Source organism: Butyricicoccus sp. Marseille-Q5471, from assembly GCF_951230135.1.
Classification (GTDB): domain Bacteria; phylum Bacillota; class Clostridia; order Oscillospirales; family Butyricicoccaceae; genus Agathobaculum.
Map to the genome: position 1 here is coordinate 305090 of NZ_CATNVC010000003.1, position 21696 is coordinate 326785.

Annotated in this window: 20 protein-coding genes; 13 read left to right on the forward strand and 7 right to left on the reverse strand. The window is 56.7% G+C overall.

Translation table 11 applies throughout. The features are described 5' to 3' along the window. Window positions 1–52 precede the first annotated feature (52 nt). From QOX26_RS06015 to QOX26_RS06030, 4 genes are all read left to right on the forward strand, one after another. Window positions 53–1078 carry an L-threonylcarbamoyladenylate synthase gene (locus tag QOX26_RS06015; RefSeq protein ID WP_283674060.1) on the forward strand — a complete coding sequence of 342 codons (1026 nt, stop codon included), beginning with the start codon at window positions 53–55 and terminating at the stop codon, window positions 1076–1078. A 55-nt stretch (window positions 1079–1133) separates the two neighbouring features. Then, window positions 1134–1715: a dephospho-CoA kinase gene (gene coaE, locus QOX26_RS06020; protein WP_283674061.1), complete on the forward strand. Its 582-nt coding sequence runs from the start codon at window positions 1134–1136 to the stop codon at window positions 1713–1715. A 12-nt stretch (window positions 1716–1727) separates the two neighbouring features. After that, a complete protein-coding gene (locus QOX26_RS06025; protein ID WP_283674062.1) occupies window positions 1728–3122 on the forward strand; it encodes an aminopeptidase in 1395 nt (464 codons plus the stop codon). 210 nt (window positions 3123–3332) lie between these two features. Next, complete coding sequence (locus QOX26_RS06030) at window positions 3333–3962, forward strand: S-layer homology domain-containing protein (protein WP_283674063.1); 630 nt, start codon at window positions 3333–3335, stop codon at window positions 3960–3962. A 49-nt stretch (window positions 3963–4011) separates the two neighbouring features. On the opposite strand, the gene QOX26_RS06035 is transcribed toward QOX26_RS06030, so the two are convergent. Further along, complete coding sequence (locus QOX26_RS06035) at window positions 4012–5079, reverse strand: sensor histidine kinase (RefSeq protein ID WP_283674064.1); 1068 nt, start codon at window positions 5077–5079, stop codon at window positions 4012–4014. 256 nt (window positions 5080–5335) lie between these two features. On the opposite strand from QOX26_RS06035, the gene gap reads away from it, so the two are divergent. Continuing rightward, a complete protein-coding gene (gene gap / locus QOX26_RS06040) occupies window positions 5336–6346 on the forward strand; it encodes a type I glyceraldehyde-3-phosphate dehydrogenase (RefSeq protein ID WP_283674065.1) in 1011 nt (336 codons plus the stop codon). A gap of 66 nt (window positions 6347–6412) precedes the next feature. Here the strand turns inward: gap and QOX26_RS06045 are convergent, their stop codons facing one another. From QOX26_RS06045 to rnr, 4 genes are all read right to left on the reverse strand, one after another. Beyond that, entirely contained in the window at window positions 6413–7501 is a 1089-nt protein-coding gene (locus QOX26_RS06045; protein ID WP_283674066.1) for a hypothetical protein, read from the reverse strand. Between the two features lie 115 nt (window positions 7502–7616). Then, window positions 7617–8891 (reverse strand): uracil permease, encoded by a 1275-nt coding sequence (gene uraA / locus QOX26_RS06050; RefSeq protein ID WP_283674067.1) that lies wholly within the window; start codon window positions 8889–8891, stop codon window positions 7617–7619. A 54-nt stretch (window positions 8892–8945) separates the two neighbouring features. After that, window positions 8946–9788: a patatin-like phospholipase family protein gene (locus QOX26_RS06055; RefSeq protein ID WP_283674068.1), complete on the reverse strand. Its 843-nt coding sequence runs from the start codon at window positions 9786–9788 to the stop codon at window positions 8946–8948. Window positions 9789–9828: 40 nt separating this feature from the next. Continuing rightward, entirely contained in the window at window positions 9829–12063 is a 2235-nt protein-coding gene (gene rnr, locus QOX26_RS06060) for a ribonuclease R (protein WP_283674069.1), read from the reverse strand. A 147-nt stretch (window positions 12064–12210) separates the two neighbouring features. Between rnr and QOX26_RS06065 the strand changes: the two genes are divergently transcribed. The 6 genes from QOX26_RS06065 to QOX26_RS06090 all read left to right on the forward strand — a co-directional run bounded on the left by QOX26_RS06065 (window position 12211) and on the right by QOX26_RS06090 (window position 16586). Continuing rightward, window positions 12211–12534, forward strand: coding sequence for a hypothetical protein (locus tag QOX26_RS06065; RefSeq protein ID WP_283674070.1), 324 nt, complete (start codon window positions 12211–12213; stop codon window positions 12532–12534). Window positions 12535–12547: 13 nt separating this feature from the next. Next, window positions 12548–13306, forward strand: a complete 759-nt coding sequence (locus tag QOX26_RS06070) for an SDR family NAD(P)-dependent oxidoreductase (protein WP_283674071.1) — start codon at window positions 12548–12550, stop codon at window positions 13304–13306. Continuing rightward, the gene (locus QOX26_RS06075; RefSeq protein ID WP_283674072.1) at window positions 13303–14106 is read left to right on the forward strand and encodes a tRNA 2-thiocytidine biosynthesis TtcA family protein; all 804 of its coding nucleotides are present in this window, start codon (window positions 13303–13305) and stop codon (window positions 14104–14106) included. The genes QOX26_RS06070 and QOX26_RS06075 overlap by 4 nt, the downstream gene beginning before the upstream one ends. 43 nt (window positions 14107–14149) lie before the next feature. Next, window positions 14150–15877 carry an ABC transporter ATP-binding protein gene (locus QOX26_RS06080; RefSeq protein ID WP_283674128.1) on the forward strand — a complete coding sequence of 576 codons (1728 nt, stop codon included), beginning with the start codon at window positions 14150–14152 and terminating at the stop codon, window positions 15875–15877. Between the two features lie 170 nt (window positions 15878–16047). Next, window positions 16048–16449, forward strand: coding sequence for a TraX family protein (locus QOX26_RS06085; RefSeq protein WP_283674073.1), 402 nt, complete (start codon window positions 16048–16050; stop codon window positions 16447–16449). Window positions 16450–16466: 17 nt separating this feature from the next. Then, complete coding sequence (locus tag QOX26_RS06090; protein WP_283674129.1) at window positions 16467–16586, forward strand: hypothetical protein; 120 nt, start codon at window positions 16467–16469, stop codon at window positions 16584–16586. 73 nt (window positions 16587–16659) lie between these two features. Here QOX26_RS06090 and QOX26_RS06095 read toward each other — a convergent pair whose 3' ends face one another. Together QOX26_RS06095 and QOX26_RS06100 are read right to left on the reverse strand one after the other, a co-directional pair. Continuing rightward, complete coding sequence (locus QOX26_RS06095) at window positions 16660–17676, reverse strand: LacI family DNA-binding transcriptional regulator (RefSeq protein ID WP_283674074.1); 1017 nt, start codon at window positions 17674–17676, stop codon at window positions 16660–16662. 96 nt (window positions 17677–17772) lie between these two features. Continuing rightward, on the reverse strand, window positions 17773–18651 hold the full coding sequence (locus QOX26_RS06100; protein WP_283674075.1) for a PfkB family carbohydrate kinase: 879 nt from the start codon (window positions 18649–18651) through the stop codon (window positions 17773–17775). A 237-nt stretch (window positions 18652–18888) separates the two neighbouring features. Between QOX26_RS06100 and QOX26_RS06105 the strand changes: the two genes are divergently transcribed. Together QOX26_RS06105 and QOX26_RS06110 are read left to right on the forward strand one after the other, a co-directional pair. Beyond that, window positions 18889–19668 carry an HAD family hydrolase gene (locus tag QOX26_RS06105; RefSeq protein ID WP_283674076.1) on the forward strand — a complete coding sequence of 260 codons (780 nt, stop codon included), beginning with the start codon at window positions 18889–18891 and terminating at the stop codon, window positions 19666–19668. Next, the gene (locus tag QOX26_RS06110; protein WP_283674077.1) at window positions 19665–21500 is read left to right on the forward strand and encodes an ABC transporter permease; all 1836 of its coding nucleotides are present in this window, start codon (window positions 19665–19667) and stop codon (window positions 21498–21500) included. Before QOX26_RS06105 ends, QOX26_RS06110 begins: the two co-directional genes overlap by 4 nt. Window positions 21501–21696: the final 196 nt, after the last annotated feature.

Below are 21696 nucleotides of genomic sequence, written 5' to 3' on the forward strand. Positions count from 1 at the left end.
AATTACCCTTTTAAAAATCGGATTTAAATTTCCACTTTGGAAGTGTTTCTTTATGAAAACAGAAAAACTATCCCCACAACTTGATAAAAATGCCATAAAAACCGCAGCAGACCTGATTCTTGCCGGTGAAGTGGTGGGAATTCCCACAGAAACGGTGTACGGACTGGCTGCAAACGCGCTGAATGGGGCTGCTGTGGCGAAAATATTCGCCGCAAAGGGCAGACCGCAGGATAATCCGCTGATTGTCCACATTGCGGACTTTGAGCAGATTTTTGACCTCTGCCCGGCGGTTCCCGCCTCGGCAAAGCTGCTTGCGGATGCATTTTGGCCCGGTCCGCTGACCATGATTGTGCCCAAGGGCAGCATCATCCCGATTGAGGTCTCGGCGGGACTGAACACAGTCGGCGTGCGCCTGCCCGCGCATCCGATCGCGCGGGATTTGATCCGCACCGCGGGCGTGCCGCTTGCCGCGCCCTCCGCGAACACCTCGGGACGGCCGTCCACCACGACCGCGGAGCACGTGCTGCGCGACATGGATGGCAAAATTGCCGCGATTTTGGACGGCGGCGCGTGCGGTGTTGGCGTGGAGTCGACCGTGATTTCGCTCGTCGGCGAAAAGCCGCGGCTGCTCCGACCGGGCGGCGTGACGCTTGAGCAGCTCGAAACGGTGCTGGGCGAGGTTGAGGTCGACCGCGCGCTGTATGAAAAAATCGGGGACGATATTCGTGTGTCCGCACCCGGCATGAAATACCGGCATTACGCGCCCAAAGCGCCTGTCACCGTCGTGCGCGGCACGCCGGAAGCAAGCGCGGCCTACATCGCGGCGCATGCGCAGGCCGGTGACGGCGTACTCTGTTTTGATGAGTGCGTTTCGACGTTTCCGACCTGCGTCACCGAGCCGTTCGGCCGTTCGGACGATTTGCCCGCGCAGGCACGCGAGGTGTTCGACCGTCTGCGGGCGTTTGACGACACTGCCGTAAACGCGATTTGGGCGCAGTGCCCGTCTGACGACGGACTGGGTCTGGCAGTGGCCAACCGCATCAAAAAAGCGGCGGGGTTTCACGTGATTGAGCTGTAATCCACGATTTTATCCACAAACCTGTGGATAAAATTTCGCATAAGGATGTGGTATAATGAAAATCATAGGATTAACCGGCGGCAGCGGCACGGGCAAGGGCACAGTCGCGGCGCTGATGCAGGCGCACGGCGCAGGTTGGGTCGACGCGGACGCGGTGTATCATACGCTGTGCACGCAAAATCAAAAAATGCTCGGTGAGCTTGCGCAGGCGTTCGGCGACGTTTTGACCGAAACCGGAACGCTTGACCGTAAAAAACTGGCGGGCATTGTATTTTCCGATCGGGAGAAGCTAAGTCTGCTCAACCAAATTACGACGCCCTACATCCGCCGCGCTTCGGTGGAGGCAATTTTGGAGCAGGCCGACCGTCCCATCGTGCTGTATGACGCGCCGACGCTGTTTGAGAGCGGCGCGGATACGCTGTGTCAGTCGGTCATCGGCGTGCTGGCCGACCGCGAAACCCGCATCCGGCGCGTGATAGAGCGTGATGGACTGAGCGAGCAGGCGGCGCGTGCCCGCGTGTTGGCGCAGCCCGAGGATGATTTTTACCGCGCACGCTGTGCCTATCTCATCGAAAACAACGGCAGTTTGACGCTTTTGGCGCAGGCTGTCGATGCTCTATATCAAAAACTCGTATAAAGGAGAGAAATTATGACATCCGAACAGCTTTTTTACGACAAAAAACCCGGTTTCGACCGTCTGACGGGGTCGGATAAGAAGGGCATGCAGACCTATGCCGAGGGTTACAAGAAGTTTCTCGACGAGGGCAAAACCGAGCGTGACGCAGTTGCCGAACTGGTACGGCAGGCCGAAGAACGCGGATTTCGTGCGTATAAGCGCGGCGACGCGCTCAAAACGGGCGATAAAATCTATCAAATCAACCGCTTGAAGGGCGTAACACTTGCCGTAATCGGCAAAAAGCCGCTGTCCGAGGGTGTGCGGCTGACCGCTGCGCATCTGGACGCGCCCCGCATCGACATTCGCACCGTGCCTCTTTATGAGGAAGGCGGCATGGCGTACTTCAAGACGCACTATTACGGCGGCATCAAGAAGTACCAGTGGGCAGCAATTCCGCTGGAGCTGCGCGGCGTGGTCTGCGTATGCCACAACGGCAAGGTGCGCACGGTCAACATCCGCGTGGGTGACAAGGAAAACGATCCGAAATTCGTGATTACCGACCTGCTGCCCCATCTTGCGACGCAGCAGATGACCAAAAAGGCGACCGAGGTGCTCACCGGCGAGGGCTTGAACGTGCTGATCGGCTCAATTCCGTCCGAAACCAAGGATGAAAAGTGCACCGAGCGCGTAAAACTCGCCATTATGGAGTATTTGAACAAGGAATACGGCATGGTAGAGGCCGATTTCCTCTCGGCCGAGCTGACCTGCGTGCCCGCTTTCAAGGCGAGCGATATCGGATTTGACCGTTCGTTCGTCGGCGCTTATGGGCATGACGACCGCGTGTGCTCCTACACCGCCGCGACCGCGCTGTTCGACCTCAAGGGCGCGCCGACGCACACCTGCGTCTGCCTGCTGGTGGACAAGGAAGAGATCGGTTCGGACGGCGTGACCGGCATGCAGTCCCGCGCATTTGATACCTTTATGGATGACATTTGCCGTGACGCCGATGTATTGCCCGGGGAATGCTACGAAAACTCCATTTGCCTGTCGGCGGACGTGTGCAACGCGTTTGACCCCAACTTCCCCGATGTTTCGGAAAAGCGCAACGACGCCAAGGTCAACTGCGGCTTTGCACTGGTTAAGTATACCGGTTCGCGCGGAAAATCGGGCACATCGGATGCAACAGCCGAGCTGATGGCACGTATTCGCTGTATTTTTGACAAGGCAGATATCATTTGGCAGACCGGCCAGCTGGGCAAGGTCGATCAGGGCGGCGGCGGCACGGTTGCCATGTACCTGGCCAACCGTAACATTGACACTGTCGATGCCGGCGTGCCTGTGCTTTCCATGCATGCACCGTTTGAGTGCATCGCAAAGCTCGATTTGTATATGGCATACAAGGGCTTCGGCGCGTTTTACAAGGATTAAGAGGAAATCCCCTGCGTTTCGGCACAGGGGATTCTTTTATGTTTTAAAAAATAATTCCAGCAAATTTACCGTTAAATATCATATAAAAACATATATTACCGGAATATGACTTGAAAGTGTTACATAACTGACACCTTTCTCCTGTGGATGCTGTGTTATAATGAAAACGAAGCCGGGGGACTTCACAGCCTGATAAAAGGAGATGTGACGATGAAAAAACGATGGATAAGCCTTCTCATGGCAATGGTTCTGGTCTTGTCAGCGGCTGCACCGGCGCATGCGGCATGGTATGACGCGGCGGCGGCTTATGTAACCCAAAACGGATTGATGGATCAGGTCGGAGGCGCCTTCGCCCCGGATCAGAAGATGACACGCGAACAGGTGGCCGAGGTAATCTACCGCGACGCGAGACAGCGCGGCAATCTGACCACACAGGGCGGCTCTTCGCTCAGCGAAGCACCCGATTATGCAACGATTTCGCCCGATCGGTTGACGGCGGTCTCCTTCTGTTTTTACGCAGGCATCATGACCGGCAACTCCGACCGGACGATGAAGCCACTTGCCACGATTACGCGCGAGGAATTCGCCTGCGTGCTCGAGCGGTACTGCCAGTGGATTAAGCTGAAGACGGCGGTCGACCCGACCACGGTTTCGCTCGATACCTTTACGGATGCAAAGGATATCGGTACATGGGCGCAGGAGAGCCTGAAATTCTGCGTCGCGGGCGAGCTGCTGCAAGGCAATTCGGACGGCACCTTTGCGCCCCGCGCACAGGTTTCCCGCGCCGAAATGGCACAGATTGTATATAACCTCAGCCTGCGGCAGCCTGTCGCAGCGTAAAAAAAAGCCTTCACACGCTTGTGTGAAGGCTTTTTTATGCGGTTTTTGGTTAAAATACAGATAGTTCGATTTCATCGGTGGTGAAGGCTTGCTCAACAGACATTGGTGCGTGAAAATTGTTGTCGGCCATCCATTCGGGCAGGTGCGACAGCACCAGATGAAACTGGCTGCCGCCGTTTTGCCGCGGGGAAAACAGCAGCATACCGCCATGCAGCAGCGCAATGCGCTGTACGAGCGGCAGACCAAGGCCAAGCGATGCGCCCTTGGAGGTGATGCTGCGGTAATCCTCCAGCGTAATGGTGCACTGCCAGCCCTCGAGCAGCTGCTGAAACAGATGCGCGTCCAGTCCCGGGCCGCGGTCAGAAATTGTGATGGTGGGCGCGTAGTTGTCGGGGTTTAGGCTCAGTTCGATTTCCGCGTCTCTCGGCGAGGCCTGCACCGCGTTGGTCAGCAGGTTGAGCACGGCGGCGCGCAGCAGATCCGGCTCGCACAGCAATAGAAAGGAATCAGGCGTATGCACGGTGATGGAACGGCCGATCTGCGCGGAAACCCGCGCTGCACAGTCGCGGCAAAGAGCAGCTACATCACTGAAAAGCAGATGAAGCTGTTCGGTCACCGGCGGGTCGTGTAAAAAATCACAATGGCTCAGCATACGCTGCATGCGCAGACACTGCTTGCGAATGCGCGCGGCAAGCGCGGGGTTTTCCACTTGCTCGGCCTCACTCAGCAGTGCGCTGAGCACCGCCGCAGACTGCTGCTGCACGATGCGCAGCGTACCGTCGTACTGGGTGCGTTCATCCCGAATAAAGGCAAGCAGCGCGCCCTCTGATCGGGGCAGCAGCTCAAGCCGATAAACAATTGCGTCCAACTCTTCCTCAATCGTGCGCGGCAAATGGTCGGCAATGCAGTCCTTCAGCGCAACGGTGGCGCGCGGACTTAGAATTTGGTCGATTCGCTCAAGCGGATGCAGCCCGGTCAGCTGCGCACCGCGTTCGTTCAGACGCTCAATATGCAGCGATGATCCCACAATTATCAGCGCTGCATTGTGCAATGTGGTATGGTTCAATAATGCTCGGATGGTGTCGTCCTCGATTTGGGTGAAAAATGTTTCCGCCATCTCTATCCTCCATATCACGCAGCCCGCCCGTATTTTTTTACGTGAATAGATACGGGCAGGGAGTGCAATACTATATTTAGTGCTTCTAACTTATTATAACACCGCTCTTACAATTATTGCAAAGAAAAATATACAAAAAGCCTATCGCTAATGACAAAAATTTCACAAATATTACACCTTGCGTCATTTAGTAAAAATAGTGTATAATATGACCATCGACTGACATAATGTTATTATTTCGAGGAGGATTTCTACAATGGGTATCAAAGTAGGCATCAATGGTTTTGGCCGTATCGGCCGTATGGTTTTCCGCGCTGGTCTGAAGAATTCGAATATCGAGTTCGTAGCAGTAAACGATCCGTTCATGACGCCGGACTACATGGCGTATATGCTCAAGTATGACACCATGCATGGCCGCTATGACGGCACGATCGAGTTCGACGACAGCTCTATCACTGTTGACGGCAAGAAGATCAAGTTCTTTGACAAGATGAATCCGGCTGAAATCCCGTGGGGCGAAGTCGGCGCAGACTACGTTGTTGAGTCTACCGGCGTGTTCACCACCACTGAGAAGTGCCAGGCGCACATCCAGGGCGGCGCAAAGAAGGTTATCATCTCTGCTCCTTCCGCTGACGCTCCGATGTTCGTTATGGGCGTTAACAACGACACCTACACCAAGGACATGACCGTTGTTTCCAACGCTTCCTGCACCACCAACTGCCTGGCTCCGATCGCCAAGGTTCTGGACGAAGCATTCGGCATCACCGATGGCCTGATGACCACCGTTCACTCCGCTACCGGCACCCAGAAGGTTGTTGACGGCCCCTCCAAGAAGGACTGGCGCGGCGGCCGTGCGGCTACCGGCAACATCATCCCCTCTTCGACCGGCGCTGCAAAGGCTGTTGGCAAGGTTTACCCCAAGCTCAACGGCAAGCTGACCGGTATGTCCATGCGTGTTCCGACCCTGGACGTATCTGTTGTTGACCTGACCGTCAACCTCGCGAAGCCCGCTAAGTACGATGAGATCTGCGCTGCAATGAAGGCTGCTTCCGAAGGCGAACTGGCCGGCATTCTGGGCTACACCGACGAGGACGTTGTTTCCTCTGATTTCCTGGGTGATCCCCGCACCTCCATCTTCGACGCCAAGGCCGGCATTGCGCTGACCGACACCTTCGTGAAGGTTGTTTCTTGGTACGATAACGAGTGGGGCTACTCCAACAAGCTGCTGATGCTCGTTGAGCACATGGCTAAGGTTGACGCGAAGTAATCCATTCCTCGCATCGAAATAGCATAAGAAAACGCTCCCTCTCGAGGGAGCGTTTTTTGTTTGCCGTTACAGCCCGCAGTCGGACAGCAGCGACAGCGTCAGCATATCGATGATCGAAAGGACGGCGCCGTTGTCAATACTCTGCTCGAGCAGTGCGTTTCGCGCGTCCCCGTGCTGCTTTGCCTCGGCAAGATAGGCCACACCCTGCTGCACAATTTTCTGATACCGGCCGCGGATGTCGTCGAGCGCTGCTTGGTTCGCTTCATCGGTGCCTGCGTCAATCAGCTCGGCGTACATATCAATGACTTCATCGCGCGCGGAGTCCGGAAAATACTCGTGCGGGGCGGTACTGTCAAAAATACACAGATTCAGCGGCTGTATCAGCACCATGTCAAGGCTCTTGGGGTCAAAGCCGCAATGATATACCTCGACCTCATAGCCGAGCGCAGCGGCCTTCTGCGCGATTTTCTTGAGCATGGTGGACTTACCCGAGCCGGGGCGCCCCTTGATGAAATAGCGCTTGCTGAGCGGCGCGGTAATCTGCGGCACATAGTCGAGCGAGCCCTTATAGGTCGCGCCGCCGAAAAAGCGGTGCCGCGCGATGGTCGGCTCGCCGACCGGCGTTTCGGGCAGCAGCATCGCAATCACCTTGGAGGTGAGACGGTCGGCCTTGGCAAAATCCATGTGGCCGATGTAAATGGCTTCCCATTCGTCGTGCACCAAAATGGCCTTGGCGAAGGTCTGATAGGCTTTCTCGCTCGCGGTGTGGATTTGTTCGCCGAGCACGGTCAGCTTTTCGGCGTCGATAGACCCCGTGAGTGCGCCGGTCAGGTCGATGGAGATGACCTTGGAAAAACACTCCTCTAACCCCTCGGGCAGAAGATGATCGGCAAAAACGCCGATTTTTTGTTGACGCAGAATCAGCCCGTCCAGCTCATCCGGCGCATAGGCCGAGTGGATGCACTCCAAATCAATGCCCTGCTCCGTCAGCCGGTCGGCCGTTTGGGCGAGCACCGCGTAGCTGCACGGCGTGACCTCACCCGTCAGCACATAGACCGTTTCCAAATCGGTCACATTGGTTTCAATGAGATTCTGGTAACCCGCCGAGCTGTTCGCTGCGACGAAATAATGCGTTCGTTTCCCTTGCATGTTCATTCGCTGCCTCCTTTTTTTCTATCATATGTAGGCAATGCAAATAGCATGTGGAAAAATATGGTGGGGGAAAAGCAAAAAGTCAGGACAAATGCCTGACTTTTTGTTTTTTCTGTTTTTATTCTTCGGCTTCGTGCAGATCGTTCGACCACTTGAGCTTGTCGAACACGTAGAACACGAGGCTGAGCACCATGCCGACAACAGCCGCCAGCACCATGCCCTTGAGCTCAACATTGCCGAGCTTCAGCGCGATGCCCGACAGGCCGACAACGAAGATGACTGAGGTCAGCGTCAGATTGCGGTTTTTGCCGTAATCGACCTTGTTATCGACCAGAATGCGGATGCCGGACGTGCCGATCATGCCGTACAGCAGGAAGGAGATGCCGCCGATCACCGGGCCGGGAATGGTCTGGATGAGCGCGGCGAGCGGCCCGATGAACGAGCACAGGATGGACAGCACAGCCGCGCCGCCGATGACGCGCACCGAGTACACCTTGGTCATCGCCATAACGCCGATGTTCTCGCCGTAGGTCGTGGTCGGCACCGAGCCGATGAAGCCGGAAATCATGGTCGAGAAGTTGTCCGCAAACAGCGAGCGGTGCAGGCCGGGATCCTTCAGCAGGTCGCGGCCGACGATTTTGCTCGTTACAATCTGGTGGCCGATGTGCTCGCTTGCAATAACCAGAATAACGGGCAGAATAATCAAAATCGCTTCCAGATTAAAGCGCGGGGTCTGGAAGTTGGGGAGTTGGAAGAGCGGCTGACGCAGCGCCGCCATGATTTGTGCGCCTGTGGTCACGCCGGTTGCAACAGCCGCTACATAGCCCGCGATGATGGAAACCAAAATCGGGATAATCGACAGGAAGCCACGGAACAGCACGTTGCCGAACACCGCAACACCCAGTGTGACGCAGAATACGATGACGTTTTTCATCTCAACCGCGTCTCCCAGCAGTCCGGCGGTGTTTGCCGCCGTACCGGCAAGCTCCAGACCAATCAGAGCGACAACAGGGCCCATCGCGGCCGAGGGCAGCACAACGCTAATCCAGTCGGTGCCGAACTTGTAGACGATCAGCGCAAGCACACAGCCGAGCGCACCGACCGCAACAAAGCCGCCCAGCGCATATTGGTAGCCCCACTGTGAGATGACGATGCCCGCCGGCGCGAGAAAGGCGAAGGACGAGCCGAGATAAGCAGGCGCCTTGCCCTTGGTGATGGCGATAAAGAGCAGTGTGCCCACGCCGTTCATGAACAGCACGATTGCCGGGCTGATGCCGAACAGGAACGGCACGAGCACCGACGCGCCGAACATAGCGAACATGTGCTGGATGGAAAGCGGCACGAGCAGTTTTGCCGGTACCTTGTCTTCAATCTGAATGATCTTTCGTTCCATTGTGTTATCAAATCCCCTTTTTTATATGTTTTGGAGCGTTCCCCCGCCCCGGATTTATGAAAATAACGCCAGAATATCGTCCATACGGTCGCAAGCCAGACGATACCCCATGTCGTAACCCCATTGCAGCTTGTTTATGTCCTTTTCAAAGCTTTCGAGCTTGTGCTCGGGCTGTAGCAGCACCGTATTCTGCGGCTGCTTTTTGACAAGCTGACGGCAGAAGCACACGGTTTCGTTATAGTGCTTTGCCCGCGCGAGCATCGTTTCGGACAGGTTCGGATATTTGTTCCGCAGCGCGCGCGCCGAAAGCGCGGTGCCGCGTGTGACGGTTTTGCGGTACTCATCCGGCTGCGTCAGCACGATCAGGTTCTTTTCATTGCCGTCGTGCAGGCTTCTGACAATCGGAATCGGGTCGGCAAGACCGCCGTCGTAGTAGGGTGTGCCGTCAATCATGACCACCGGAAAGTAAAACGGAATCGCGCAGGTCGCGCGCAGCATGGTGCTGGGCTTGTCGAGCTGCTTGCCGTCCAGATACTCGATTTTACCGGTTTCGGCATTGGTCACACCAACCAAAACATTCCCATTATACTTGTTAAAAGTGTCCCAGTCAAATGGAATGAGCTGGGAGGGAATGGTCTGAAAAACAAAGTCCACGCCGAAAAGCGAGTGGTCGCGCACCAGATTACGCGCGCCGATATAGCGTTTGTCCCCGCGGTAAGTGGTCAGCACCTCAAGGTTGCGGCCGCGCTGGCGGGATAGATAGGACATGGCGTAGGTGATGCCTGCCGACACACCAATGACGTAATCGAACATTACGCCGTGGTCAAGCAGGGCATCCATCACACCGCAGGAAAAAACCGGGCGGAAGGTGCCGCCCTCAAGAACCAAACCGGGCATGTTGCGAAGTCTCCTTTTGATAAAACCAAGATGTTTCGGGTCAGCGGCGGATGCGCGGCGGGCGCTTGCGGCCGCGGGAGGACGCGGGCTTCTTGCCGTTTGGACGGGCAGGCCGCGCACTGCGCACATCCCGTTTCGCGTCGGCCACGGCGATGGTGTCGGCAGACGGCGCCATTGCGGGGTCGGCAGGGGTGAAGTCGATTTGTCCGGTCACCTCGCTCGCGCTGACAAGCGTCACGCGGATCGGCGTGCCGATGCTCAGCCGTTTGCCGGTCGACCGGCCGACGAGCGCCATGTGCTCCTCATCGTACTGATAATAGTCTCCGCCGAGCAGCTCGACGCGGATGAGTCCCTCACAGCCGTTTGCCAGCGCGACGAACACGCCGAACGACTGCACGCCGGACACCTCGCCGTCGAACTCCTGTCCGATGAACTGGCGCATATAGGCGGCCATAAACAGCTTATCGATGTCGCGCTCGGCGTTGTCGGCGGCCTGCTCGCGCGTGGTGGACTGCTTTGCGGCCTCCTCGCACATGCCTGCGTCGGTTTTGGCGAATTCCTCACCCAGCAGTGCCTTTTGCAGCATCCGGTGGGCGACAAGATCGGGATAACGGCGGATGGGCGAGGTGAAATGCAGATAAAACTTGGCCTTCAGGCCGTAGTGGCCGATGCACTCATCGGAATAGCGTGCGCGGGCGAGCGAACGCAGCAGCAGCGTCGGCAGAATGCGCTGCTTGGGGTCGCCCTTCGCGCCCTTGAGCACGGTTTGCAGCTGGAAGGTATCCTCCGCCTTGGACGGGTCAACGCGGTAGCCGAACGGCCGCGCGAAGGCCGCGAACACACGCAGCTTTTCGGGGTCGGGGTTTTCGTGGACGCGGTACACGGTCGGGTCGCCGCGCTTGCACATGAATTCCGCAACGGCTTCGTTCGCCATCAGCATGAATTCCTCAATCAGCTTTTCCGACTCGCCGCGGTCGCGGTACTGTACGTCAATCGGCTTTCCGCTCTCGTCCACAACAATCTGTGCTTCGGGAATGTCAAGCTCAAGCGCGCCGCGCTCCACCCTGCGCTTTTCAAGCGCGTGGGCAAGGGCGTTCATCCGCTCGGCGGTCGGCACGAGGAAATCGTATTCCTTCCGCAGCGCGTCGTCTCCGGCGAGAATGTGGTTTACCTTGTTGTAGGTCATGCGCGCCTTGGAGCAGATGATGGATTTTGCGAACTTCGCGCCGTAGCGCCGTCCGTCCTTGTCAACCTCCATCAGCGCGGAGAAGGTCAGGCGATCCACATCGGGATTTAACGAGCAGATGCCGTGGCTGAGCGCAAACGGCAGCATGGGCACCACGTGTCCCGGATAATAGACCGAGGTACCGCGGCGGTAGGCCTCGGTGTCAAGCGGCGAGAGCGGGGTGACATAGTGGCTTACGTCCGCGATGTGCACGCCGAGCAGCATGTGCCCGTTTTCGAGCAGTTCGAGCGAAACCGCGTCGTCAAAGTCCTTGGCGTCGTCGCCGTCGATGGTGAAAATCAGCTTGTCGCGCAGGTCAAGGCGGTCGCCCGCCGTCGCCATATCGACTGTTTGGGGAATATTCTCGGCCTGATCGAGCGTTTCGCGCGGGAATTCCTCAAAAATGTGGTTTTCGTGCAGAATGGCGGCGATGGCGGTTTCCATCGTGCCCTCTGCGCCCAGACTTGCGGAAATGCTGCCCTGCGGGCCGACCGTGTCGTCGCCGTAGTACGAAACCGCAACGGCGACGCGATCGCCGGGCTTGGCGGTGCCGATGTCGCGCCGGTGGATTTCGATTTCGGGGTATTTCTTGCTCGTCGGCTCGACGAAGTACCGCTTGCCGCGCAGCTTGAGTTCGCCCGTCAGCTCGCCGCCCGCGCGGGACAGAATGCGGATGACGACAGCTTCGCGCCGGCCGCGGTTGTTTTTGCGTTCGCTCACCTTGACGAGCACGCGGTCGCCGTGCCATGCGCCGCCGGTCGCGTTCGGCGGGATGAAGAGATCATCCGGCTTGGGCGCGCCGTCCTCAACCTCGGGTGCAACAAAGGCAAACCCGCGCTCGGTCGCGAGGAACTTGCCCGCGCAGCAGCCGTAATGCGAGGGGACGGCATAGCGGTTTTTCTTGTTTTTCATGATGCTGCCGTCACTTGTCAGCCGGTCGAGCAGGCTTTTCAGCTCCTGCTTGCCGACGCCGGGCATCACGTGGCGTATTTCTTCAATTTTCATGGGCGAAACGAGCTTTTTAAGCAGCTCTTGAATGAGATTTTCCATAACTTGCCCTCCTGTTTTCTATTATGTAGTATACCATTTTTTTGTGCAGATTAAAAGGAAAAATGGCGTAAACCTGTGTTTGACGGTAACGCCGCCGCATGGTACACTTACTATGTGATAAAATCGGCAAAAAAAGGGGGTGTCTGCATGGAGGGAATCCCGATGGCGGTCATTTGTTTCGTGTGCGCGGCAGTGTTTTTCGCGGTGGGCGCGTGGGCAGATCGGCGCAAAACCCCCATGCACTTCTGGTTGGGCAGCACGGTTGCGCCCGAAAGCATCAGGGACATCCCTGCCTACAACCGCGAAAACGCTGTCATGTGGTGCGTTTACGGGCTGAGCTTTGTCGGCTGCGGCCTTGCAGCGCTGTGGTCGATGGCGGTCGCGGGCGTGCTGACCATGGTCTGCGGTCTAGGCGGTCTTTTTGTGCTGATTTTCTGGTACAGCCGCATTTTGCGCAAGTATAAAGTTTAAGGAGGCGCCGCATATGCGTGCACTGATTACAGGAGCGTCCGCCGGTTTGGGACGCGAAATGGCCAAAATCCTCTCCGGCATGGGATATGAGCTGACCTTGGTCGCCCGACGGGAGGATCGTTTGCGCACGCTCGCGGCGTCGCTGCCGACGGTGTGCCACATCATCGCCGCCGATGTGTCGGACGCGGCCGAGTGCCGTCTGCTCTACGAGGCTGCGCGTGGCGAGGATCTCGACATCGTCATCAATAACGCGGGCTTCGGCCTGTTCGGCGATTTTCTCATCACCGATTTGGACGATGAGCTGCGCATGATTGACACCAACATCCGCGCGGTGCATATTTTGACCAAGCTGTTCGCGCGGGACTTTGTCGGCCGCGGACACGGGTATATCCTGAACGTTGCGTCCTCGGCCGGCTATCTGCCCGGCCCGCTGATGGCGACCTATTACGCGACCAAAAACTATGTGCTGCGCCTGACACAGGCGCTGCGCGAGGAGCTGCGGCACAAGAAGAGTCCGGTCAAGGTCTGTGCGCTCTGCCCGGGTCCGGTCAATACCGAGTTTAACAAGGTGGCGGGCGTCAAGTTTGCACTAGGCGGCCTGAGCTGCGAGCGCGTAGCCAAGGAGGCCATCATAGGCATGTTCGCGGGCAAGGCCGAAATCGTCCCCGGCGTGCCGATGAAGGCGATGACCGTCGCGCGCCACTTCGCGCCCGACTGGTTGCTCGCGCGCATCACCTATCATTTCCAAGGCAAAAAGGCGGATGGAAAATGACAGAAATCGAGATTCGGCGCAGTTTACAGCGCGAATTTGTGCGCATACTGCGCAAGCCCTTCGTCCGCGCCGTGCAGGAGTTCGGACTGGTGCGGGAGGGCGACCGTGTGGCCGTCTGTATTTCCGGCGGCAAGGATTCGATGCTGCTCGCGCTGCTTTTGCAGGATTTGCAGCGCACCCTCCCCTTTTCTTTGACATTTCTCGCCATGGATCCCGGCTATCAGATCGCGGGGCGGGAAAAGCTGGAACAGAACGCCCGCGAATTGGGCATTCCCCTGGAAATATTCGAGACCAACGTGCTGCGCGTTGCGGCAAACCACGCGGCCGAGCATCCGTGCTTTTTGTGCGCCAAGATGCGGCGCGGTTACCTCTATGCCGAGGCGCAAAAGCGCGGCTGCAACAAAATCGCCCTCGGTCATCACTATGACGATGCAATCGAAACCGTACTGATGGGACTCCTTTACGGCGGGCAGGTGCAGGCCATGCTGCCGCGCGTGCAGTCCAAGCATTACGAGGGGATGGAGCTGATTCGTCCGCTGTATTTCGTGCGCGAGCGCGCGGTGAGCGAGTGGGTGCGGCACTGTGGCCTGACCTTTTTGCCCTGCGACTGCCCGGCAAAGCTGCTCGAGCACGACACCAAGCGGGCGGAGATTAAGGCGCTCATCGCCACGCTCGCGGCACAGAATCCGCAGATTGAAGCCAATATTTTGAATGCCGTGTCTGGCGTCGACACCGCAAAGCTGCTCGGCTGGCAGGACGCGGACGGCAGACACAGCTTTTTAGACCGCTTCCGTACATAAAGAAAGGAACATCAGAACCTTGAAACAATCCACCGGCGCGCTCATGCGCCGTTTTGCACCGTATTTTAAACCCTACCGCCGCGTGCTGGCGCTCGATTTGTTCTGCGCTGCGCTGACGACGCTGTGCGAGATCGTGCTGCCTCTGATGGTGCGCCATCTCGCCCAGCTCGGCATGGACGACCTGTCGCTGCTGTCGGCGGGCCTCATCCTGCGCGTCGCGGCGCTCTACCTTGTGCTGCGCGTGATTGACGTGGCGGCGAGCTATTTCATGTCGAACGTCGGCCATGTGATGGGCGCAAAAATCGAAACCGACATGCGCAGCGCACTGTTCGGCCATTTGCAGAAGCTGTCCTTCAGCTATTTTGCCTCGACCAAGGTCGGTCAGCTCATGGCACGCATCACGAGCGACCTGTTCGACGTGACCGAGTTTGCGCACCACTGCCCCGAGGAGTTTTTCATCGCGGGACTGAAAATGGTGGTTTCGTTCGTCATCCTGTGCACGATTAACGTGCCGCTGACGCTGATTATCTTCGCGATTGTACCGCTGATGGCGGTTGTTTCCTCGAAATTCAACCACAAAATGCGCGCGACCTTCGGCAAAAACCGCAAGCAGGTGGGCGAGGTTAACGCGCAGGTGGAGGACAGCCTGCTCGGCGTGCGCGTGGTCAAGTCCTTCACGGGCGAGGCGCGCGAGATTGACAAGTTCGAGCAGGGCAACCGCGACTGGCTCGATATCAAAAAAGAAAATTACCACTGGATGGGCGCGTTCAACGCCACCACCCGCGCGTTTGACGGTGTGATGTACCTCGTAGTCATCGTGGCGGGCGGTCTGTTCATGATGTACCGCCAGATTGATCCGGCGGATTTCATGGCTTATCTGCTGTACGTGACGACGCTGCTCGCCACCATCCGCCGCATCGTTGAGTTTACCGAGCAGTTCCAGCGCGGTATGACCGGCATTGAGCGCTTTTTCGAGGTCATGGACGCCGTGCCCGACATCCGCGATCCGGAAAACGCGATTGAGCTGCAAACCGTGCGCGGCGACATCCGGTTTGAGGACGTGTCCTTCGCCTATGCGGACGATCTGGACACGGTGATTCTCGATCATCTCGATTTGGACATTCACGCGGGGCAGTCTGTCGCGCTGGTCGGCCCGTCGGGCGGCGGCAAGACGACGATTTGCAACCTGATTCCGCGGTTTTACGATGTAACCGGCGGGCGCGTCACCGTCGACGGACAGGACGTGCGCACGGTTTCGCTCGAAAGCCTGCGCCGCCGTATCGGCGTGGTGCAGCAGGACGTATACCTGTTTTCGGGCACGATTTTTGAAAACATCGCCTATGGCAGGCCGGATGCGACACGGGATGAGGTCATCGAAGCCGCGAAGCAGGCGGGTGCGCACGAGTTTATCGAGGCCACCCCGAACGGCTACGACACCTATGTCGGCGAGCGCGGCGTGCGCCTGTCGGGCGGGCAGAAGCAGCGCATTTCGATTGCGCGTGTGTTTTTAAAGAACCCGCCCATCCTGATTCTCGACGAAGCCACCTCAGCGCTGGATAACGAGTCCGAGCGGCTGGTGCAGCAAAGTCTGGAGCGTCTGGCCAAGGGGCGCACGGTGCTGACGATTGCGCACCGGCTGTCCACCATCCGCAGCGCGGACAAAATCGTCGTGCTGACCGAGGAGGGCGTGAGCGAGCAGGGCACACACGAGGAATTGCTCGCACAGAACGGCGTATATGCGCATCTGTATGAGCTGGCGACCAAGCTGTAAGGGATACGAAAGCGGAATTTGAAGACGATTGAAAACGCGTCAGCCACAAACAGAGTGACTGACGCGTTTGCTTTGCGCGGCTCAAACGACCAAGTTGAGAAACGGCGTGCCGCATGGTATCATAACAGAAAACAACACACCGATCTGTGTATAGAATATTGGGAGATAAAATGGAATCAACAACAACGCACCGTTACCAAATCATTAGCAGAGAGTGGCTGAAGATTCTAGCCATGCTGTTTATGCTGTTCGATCACGCTTATATGACCGTGGTAAACGTCGCCGGATACGGATGGATGACACAAATCGGAAGACTGGCGTTTCCCATTTTTGCTTTTCAGATTACCGAGGGGTATCTGCACACATCGAGCAAAAAGAAGTACCTGCAAAACATGCTGCTGTTCGCGATTATTTCCGAAATTCCATATAATCTGATGATGGGCGGACAAATCATCGGGCCGTTTCATCAAAATGTGATGTTTACATTTCTGATTGCCCTGCTCTTTTTAAGGCTGATTGACAAAGTGCGTGCGACCAACCTGCACTTCATCAGCAGGGACTTGCCCTGTTGAGTTTACTCTTTATTTGGATGTACAACGGCAAGAAAACACTAAACGGACGTGCGGGAACGGTGTTTAAATACTTTTCGTATCTGTTCTATCCGGCACATATTTTGCTGTTAAGCCTGCTTGCAATGTATGTGTTGTGACGGCCTACAATCCGAGCCTGAAAAAAAGGGCGTCATCGTTTGAGAAAAACGATGACGCCTTTTGCATATGCTCTTATACCCGTTTGCATGACTGCCGCTCCACCAGCGCGGGCTTGATGAGCCGGCGGGTGTATTCGTCCCGCGCGGGGTTTTCAATCACATCTAGCAGCAGGCTGACTGCGGCTTCCGCAAGCATCTGCTTGCGCTGATCGATGGTTGAAAGCGTGATTTTGGGCAGCGACGAGTAAATAATGTTGTCAAAACCCAACAGAGACAGGTCGTTCGGAACGCTCAGGCCGAATTCGTCCGCCGCCTGCAGCACGCCCAGTGCGATGGAATCGGTCGCGGCAAAGATGGCCGTGCCGTCAAACCCGCGCGCAAACGCCTGCTTGCCCAGCGTGTAGCCTGCCGCGATGGAGGACGCCTCCTCGTGGTTTTCCAACACCTCCGGCTGTCCGCCGAACTGCTCCATCGCGCTGCAAAAGCCGCGAAAACGCAGTTGATGGGTCAGCGAACCCGGGCGCAGCCCCAGATAAAGCACCTTTTGGTGCCCAAGTGAGTGCAGGTATTCGGCCGCGATGCGTCCGCCCGCGCGGTTGTCGATGCTGACCGCGTTGACCTCGCCCTCGTCGTCCTCGGCGAGCGAATCGCCAAGCAGCACAGTCGGCACGGTGCGGAAATACTTGGTCACCCACCCGCGCGCTTCGTTGCGCGAGCTGGCCAAAATAATGCCGTCCACCTGATGGCCGACCAGAAACTCAAACAGCTCCTCGGTCGCGCTGCCGTCCGGCTGGCTGTTGCACAGCATGACGTTGTAGCCGAGCTTGCGGGCATAGGTCTCAATGCCCAGCGACAGCTCGGAATAGAAGGGGTTGGTCACATCCGGAATAATCAGACCGAGCACACGGGTCTGGCGGCAGATGAGACTGCGCGCGAGAACGTTTGCGCGATAGCCCTCCTGCTCACAGATTTCCAGAATGCGTTTGCGCGTTTGCTCGCTGATCTCATTTGAGCCGCTGAGCGCGCGCGATACGGTGGCATAGGAAACGCCTGCAATCCGCGCAATATCCTTAATTGTCACACGCCGCATCGTTATCAGTCCTCCCGCGTGCAAATTTTTCGTAAATCCATCATACTGTATTGCGGGACGTAAAACAAGCCTTTTTATGTAGAAAATAGACGAAAATCAGTGGTAAAATTCGTTGATATAGGCTTGCACGTCCGCTTCGCCGCCGCGCAGCGGGCCAGGGGTTTCCATTTTCAGTGAAACTGCGGCGGTGGCGAACTCGAGCGCCTCGCCGATGTCCGCGCCCGTCATGCGCTTGGCGAGGTACGCGCCGAAGGTGGTGTCGCCGCGGCCGGTGCGTCCCGACAGGTTGCGTGCCTTGACCGGGCAGGTGTAGTAGGTTTCACCGTCAAACACGAGCATTTCGCTGTTGTGCGAGATGAGAATCTCCTTTGCGCCCCAGTCGTACAGCATTTTCGCGGCGGCACGGCGGTCGTCGGTGCCGGTCAGGATTTCGGCCTCGGCCGCGTCGGTCTTAAGGAAGTCAAAGTAGTGCAGATAGTCCTTCTTATACGCCCAGTCGTGGAAATTCATCGTACCCGACTCATTATGGCGCAGAAATCCCTGAATATCCGCCGAAACCTTGCCTTTTTTGGAAAGTGCCTCAATCAGCTCGTTCGGAAAATCGCCGTACAGCAGGCCGGCCAGATGGTACAGACCGCAGTCCACATCCGGAATCTGGTCGGGTGTGATGGGGGCGGACTGCGCCAGACATTCGGCGCGGCGGCGCTCGCGGTCGGCGGTGAAATAGGTGTTGCGCATAAGCGTGGTGTGCGGCGAGGGAAGCAGGGCAATATGGTCGGCGTCGAACTCAAATGCATCTAAAATATCACGGTCTTCGGCGTTAATTTTGACCGAGGCGTAAACGTTTGCTCCGCCAGCCTTGGCCGCATAGGCACAGAAATAGACCGCGCCGCCGATCTCGTGTACCTCCTGTCCGGTGTAGTCAATGTTGACATCTCGGGTCGCAGGTCCAATCAGCATCAAATCATAAGTCATAATTTGTCCTCTTTTCTGTTTTCGTAATCGTTTGCGTTAAGGCCAGTATAGCAGTTTGGTTGCCAAACGTCTATTGTGCAAATTTGCCGAAAACCGAGGGGGCAATTTCGTATAAATGGGAAAATCGCATGAAACCCCGTTGACATCCAGAGTCTGGAATGGTAGGATAAGTCCATCAACCGAAAACGTTTGCGCAGAACGCGCCGTCGATGAACGGCGCAAAAGGGGGGAAAGTCCATGATCCGAGCGATATTCTTTGACATCGGCGGCACGGTGCACACCCAGGACGCAACGCCTGCCAATGACAAAGCTTATGCGGAGGAGCTGCACGGTTATCTGCAGGTTCACGGCATAGAGACCACAAAAACGCCAGAGCTTCTGCTTCCACACGTTAATGAAGGCGCAAAGGCCTATAAAAAGTTTACCGAGCAAGAGCTGATCGAACTGCCGGGTGATGTCATCTGGAGAGAGTACATGCTGCGGGACTTCGGCATACCGCCTGACCGAATCAAAGGTCTGGGCGAAGAGCTGAGCTACATGTTCGACCGCCGCCGGAAAGAGATTGTACAGCGAAAAGGTTTGCACGAAACGCTCGAGGCGCTCAAAAGCCGGGGCTACCGGCTGGGCGTCATCTCCAATATTATGAGTGTTACCTTTGTTCCGCGTATTTTAAAGGAACACGGCGTCGACCAGTATTTTGAAACACTGGTGATGAGCAGCGTGTGCGGTATCCGCAAGCCGCGGCCGGAAATTTTCGAAATTGCGCTGCGTGATATGGGGATTTGCAAAAGCGAAGCCTGTTATATCGGCGACACTATTTCCCGGGACGTGCGCGGCGTGCGGAACGCAGGCTGGCCGCTGATGATTCAAATTGACAATCCCCGCATCTACCACAAGGACGAAAAATACCGCGATATGGGATATGAAGCCGATTTCCGCATTGAAACCCTGCCGGAAATCGTGCCCATCGTAGAAGCGTATAACCAAAATCTGAGGGAGGGTGCACAAGAAACATGAAACCAAAGGACCAGAATTATTCGAAGAGCAGGCGACTGAAAAACCAGCTCAAAGCGGTGGTCACCAATCCGTACAACGTAATCGTGCTGATTGCCATCGTACTGCTGACCTATCTGATTGTTCTGCCGCTGCTCGACATGATTTCCACCACGTTCACACTCGCACAGCGCGATGTGCGGCAGTCCGGCGGCGTCGCCGGAGCGTTCACGCTTTACTACTGGCAGAGACTGCTCGCAAGCAACCTGACCACCAAGCTGCTGGTGCAGCCGCTGCTCAACTCGCTGCTGATCGGCTCTTGCGTTTCAGTCTGCGCGATTACAATCGGCTCGGTGCTTGCATGGCTGATGGTTCGCACCGATCTTCCCTTCAAAAAATTCTTCTCGCTTGCGGTTATCATTCCTTATATGATTCCCTCGTGGTGCAAATCGCAGGCATGGCTGACCATGTTCAAGACCGAGCGCATCGGCGGCTCGCCCGGATTCCTGATGAGCCTGGGCATCAACGTGCCAGACTGGCTGGCTTACGGCCCGGTGGCCATCATTACGGTGCTCTCCCTTCACTATTATGCCTATGCGTACCTGCTCGTCTCGTCCGCACTCAACTCCATTAACTCCGAGCTTGAGGAAATGGGCGAGATTCAGGGCGCAGGCAAAGCGATGATTCTTCGTAAAATCACCTTCCCGCTGGTGCTGCCGGCTATGCTGTCAGCGGTCATCCTGACCTTCTCCAAGGCCATCGGCACCTTCGGCGTTATCAATTACTTAGGTTCCAAGGTGAATTTCGTCACCCTGTCCAGCCAGCTTTACATGAACAGCAAGTCACAAAACACCCAAACCGCCTTCGCAATGGCGCTGATTATGATTTGCATTGCATCGATTTCGGTGTTTGTCAACCAGAAGCTGATTGGTTCGCGTAAATCCTATGCCACCATCGGCGGCAAGGGCGGCCGCTCAACTCCGATTCGGCTCGGCGCACAAAAACCGATTATCACGATTGTGCTGATTGCCTTCTTCGCGGTCGGCATTATCATGCCGATTCTCATCCTGATTCTTGAGTCCTTTATGCTCAAGCAGGGCACCTACTCGCTTGCCAACTTAACCACCTATTACTGGGTCGGCGACGGTTCACGCAAGGAGATTATGGAGGGTCTGCCCGGTATCTTCCGCAATCCAAACTTCATCAACGCACTCATCAACTCGCTCAAGCTGACCTTTGTCAACGGCATCTTCGGCACCATCTTCGGCCAGATCATCGGTTATATCTGCGCCAAGGGCCGCGGCAAGCTGCATGGCAGAGTGGTGGAGCAATTGGTGTTCATCCCCTACCTGATTCCGTCCATCGCGTTCGGCGGCATCTTCCTTTCGATGTTCTCTCGTCCGCAGACGCTGTTCGGCGTGACGCTCGTGCCCTCGCTGTACGGCACCTTCGCACTGCTGACCATCACCTCGGTTGTCAAGCATCTGCCCTTCGCATCCCGTGCAGGCACGTCCAACATGCTGCAAATCGGCGGCGAATTGGAGGAGGCAGCCGCAATCGCGGGTGCAGGCTTCTTCAAGCGCTTTGTCCGCATTGTGTTCCCGCTGTCCAAGGGCGGCTTCATCTCGGGCTTCATGCTGATTTTCGTATCCATTATGAAGGAACTTGACCTGATTATCCTGATTATGACGCCCAAAACGTCCACACTGCCCTATCTCGCGTTCCAGTATGCAAACGGCAACTCGCCGCAGGCGTCCAACTGTGTAGCAATCGTGATGTTCTCGATTGTATTCCTCGTTTATGCGCTGGCCAACATCTTCGGCGACGCGGATTTGGCGAAGAGCATGGGCGGCTAAAAAAGGTATAGGGGAAATCCGATTCCCCCTATATACGAAGTATGGTTCCTTACGAAACCACACTTCGATACCCCCAGGGCGCGGCACTGAGCCGCTGAGTCAAGGTGTATTTTCCGACAACAAGTGGCCGGAAAATACCGATTGCAAGTCGCTGCGCTCCCACAAGCGCAGCATTCCGACGAGGCAGAGCTTCGGC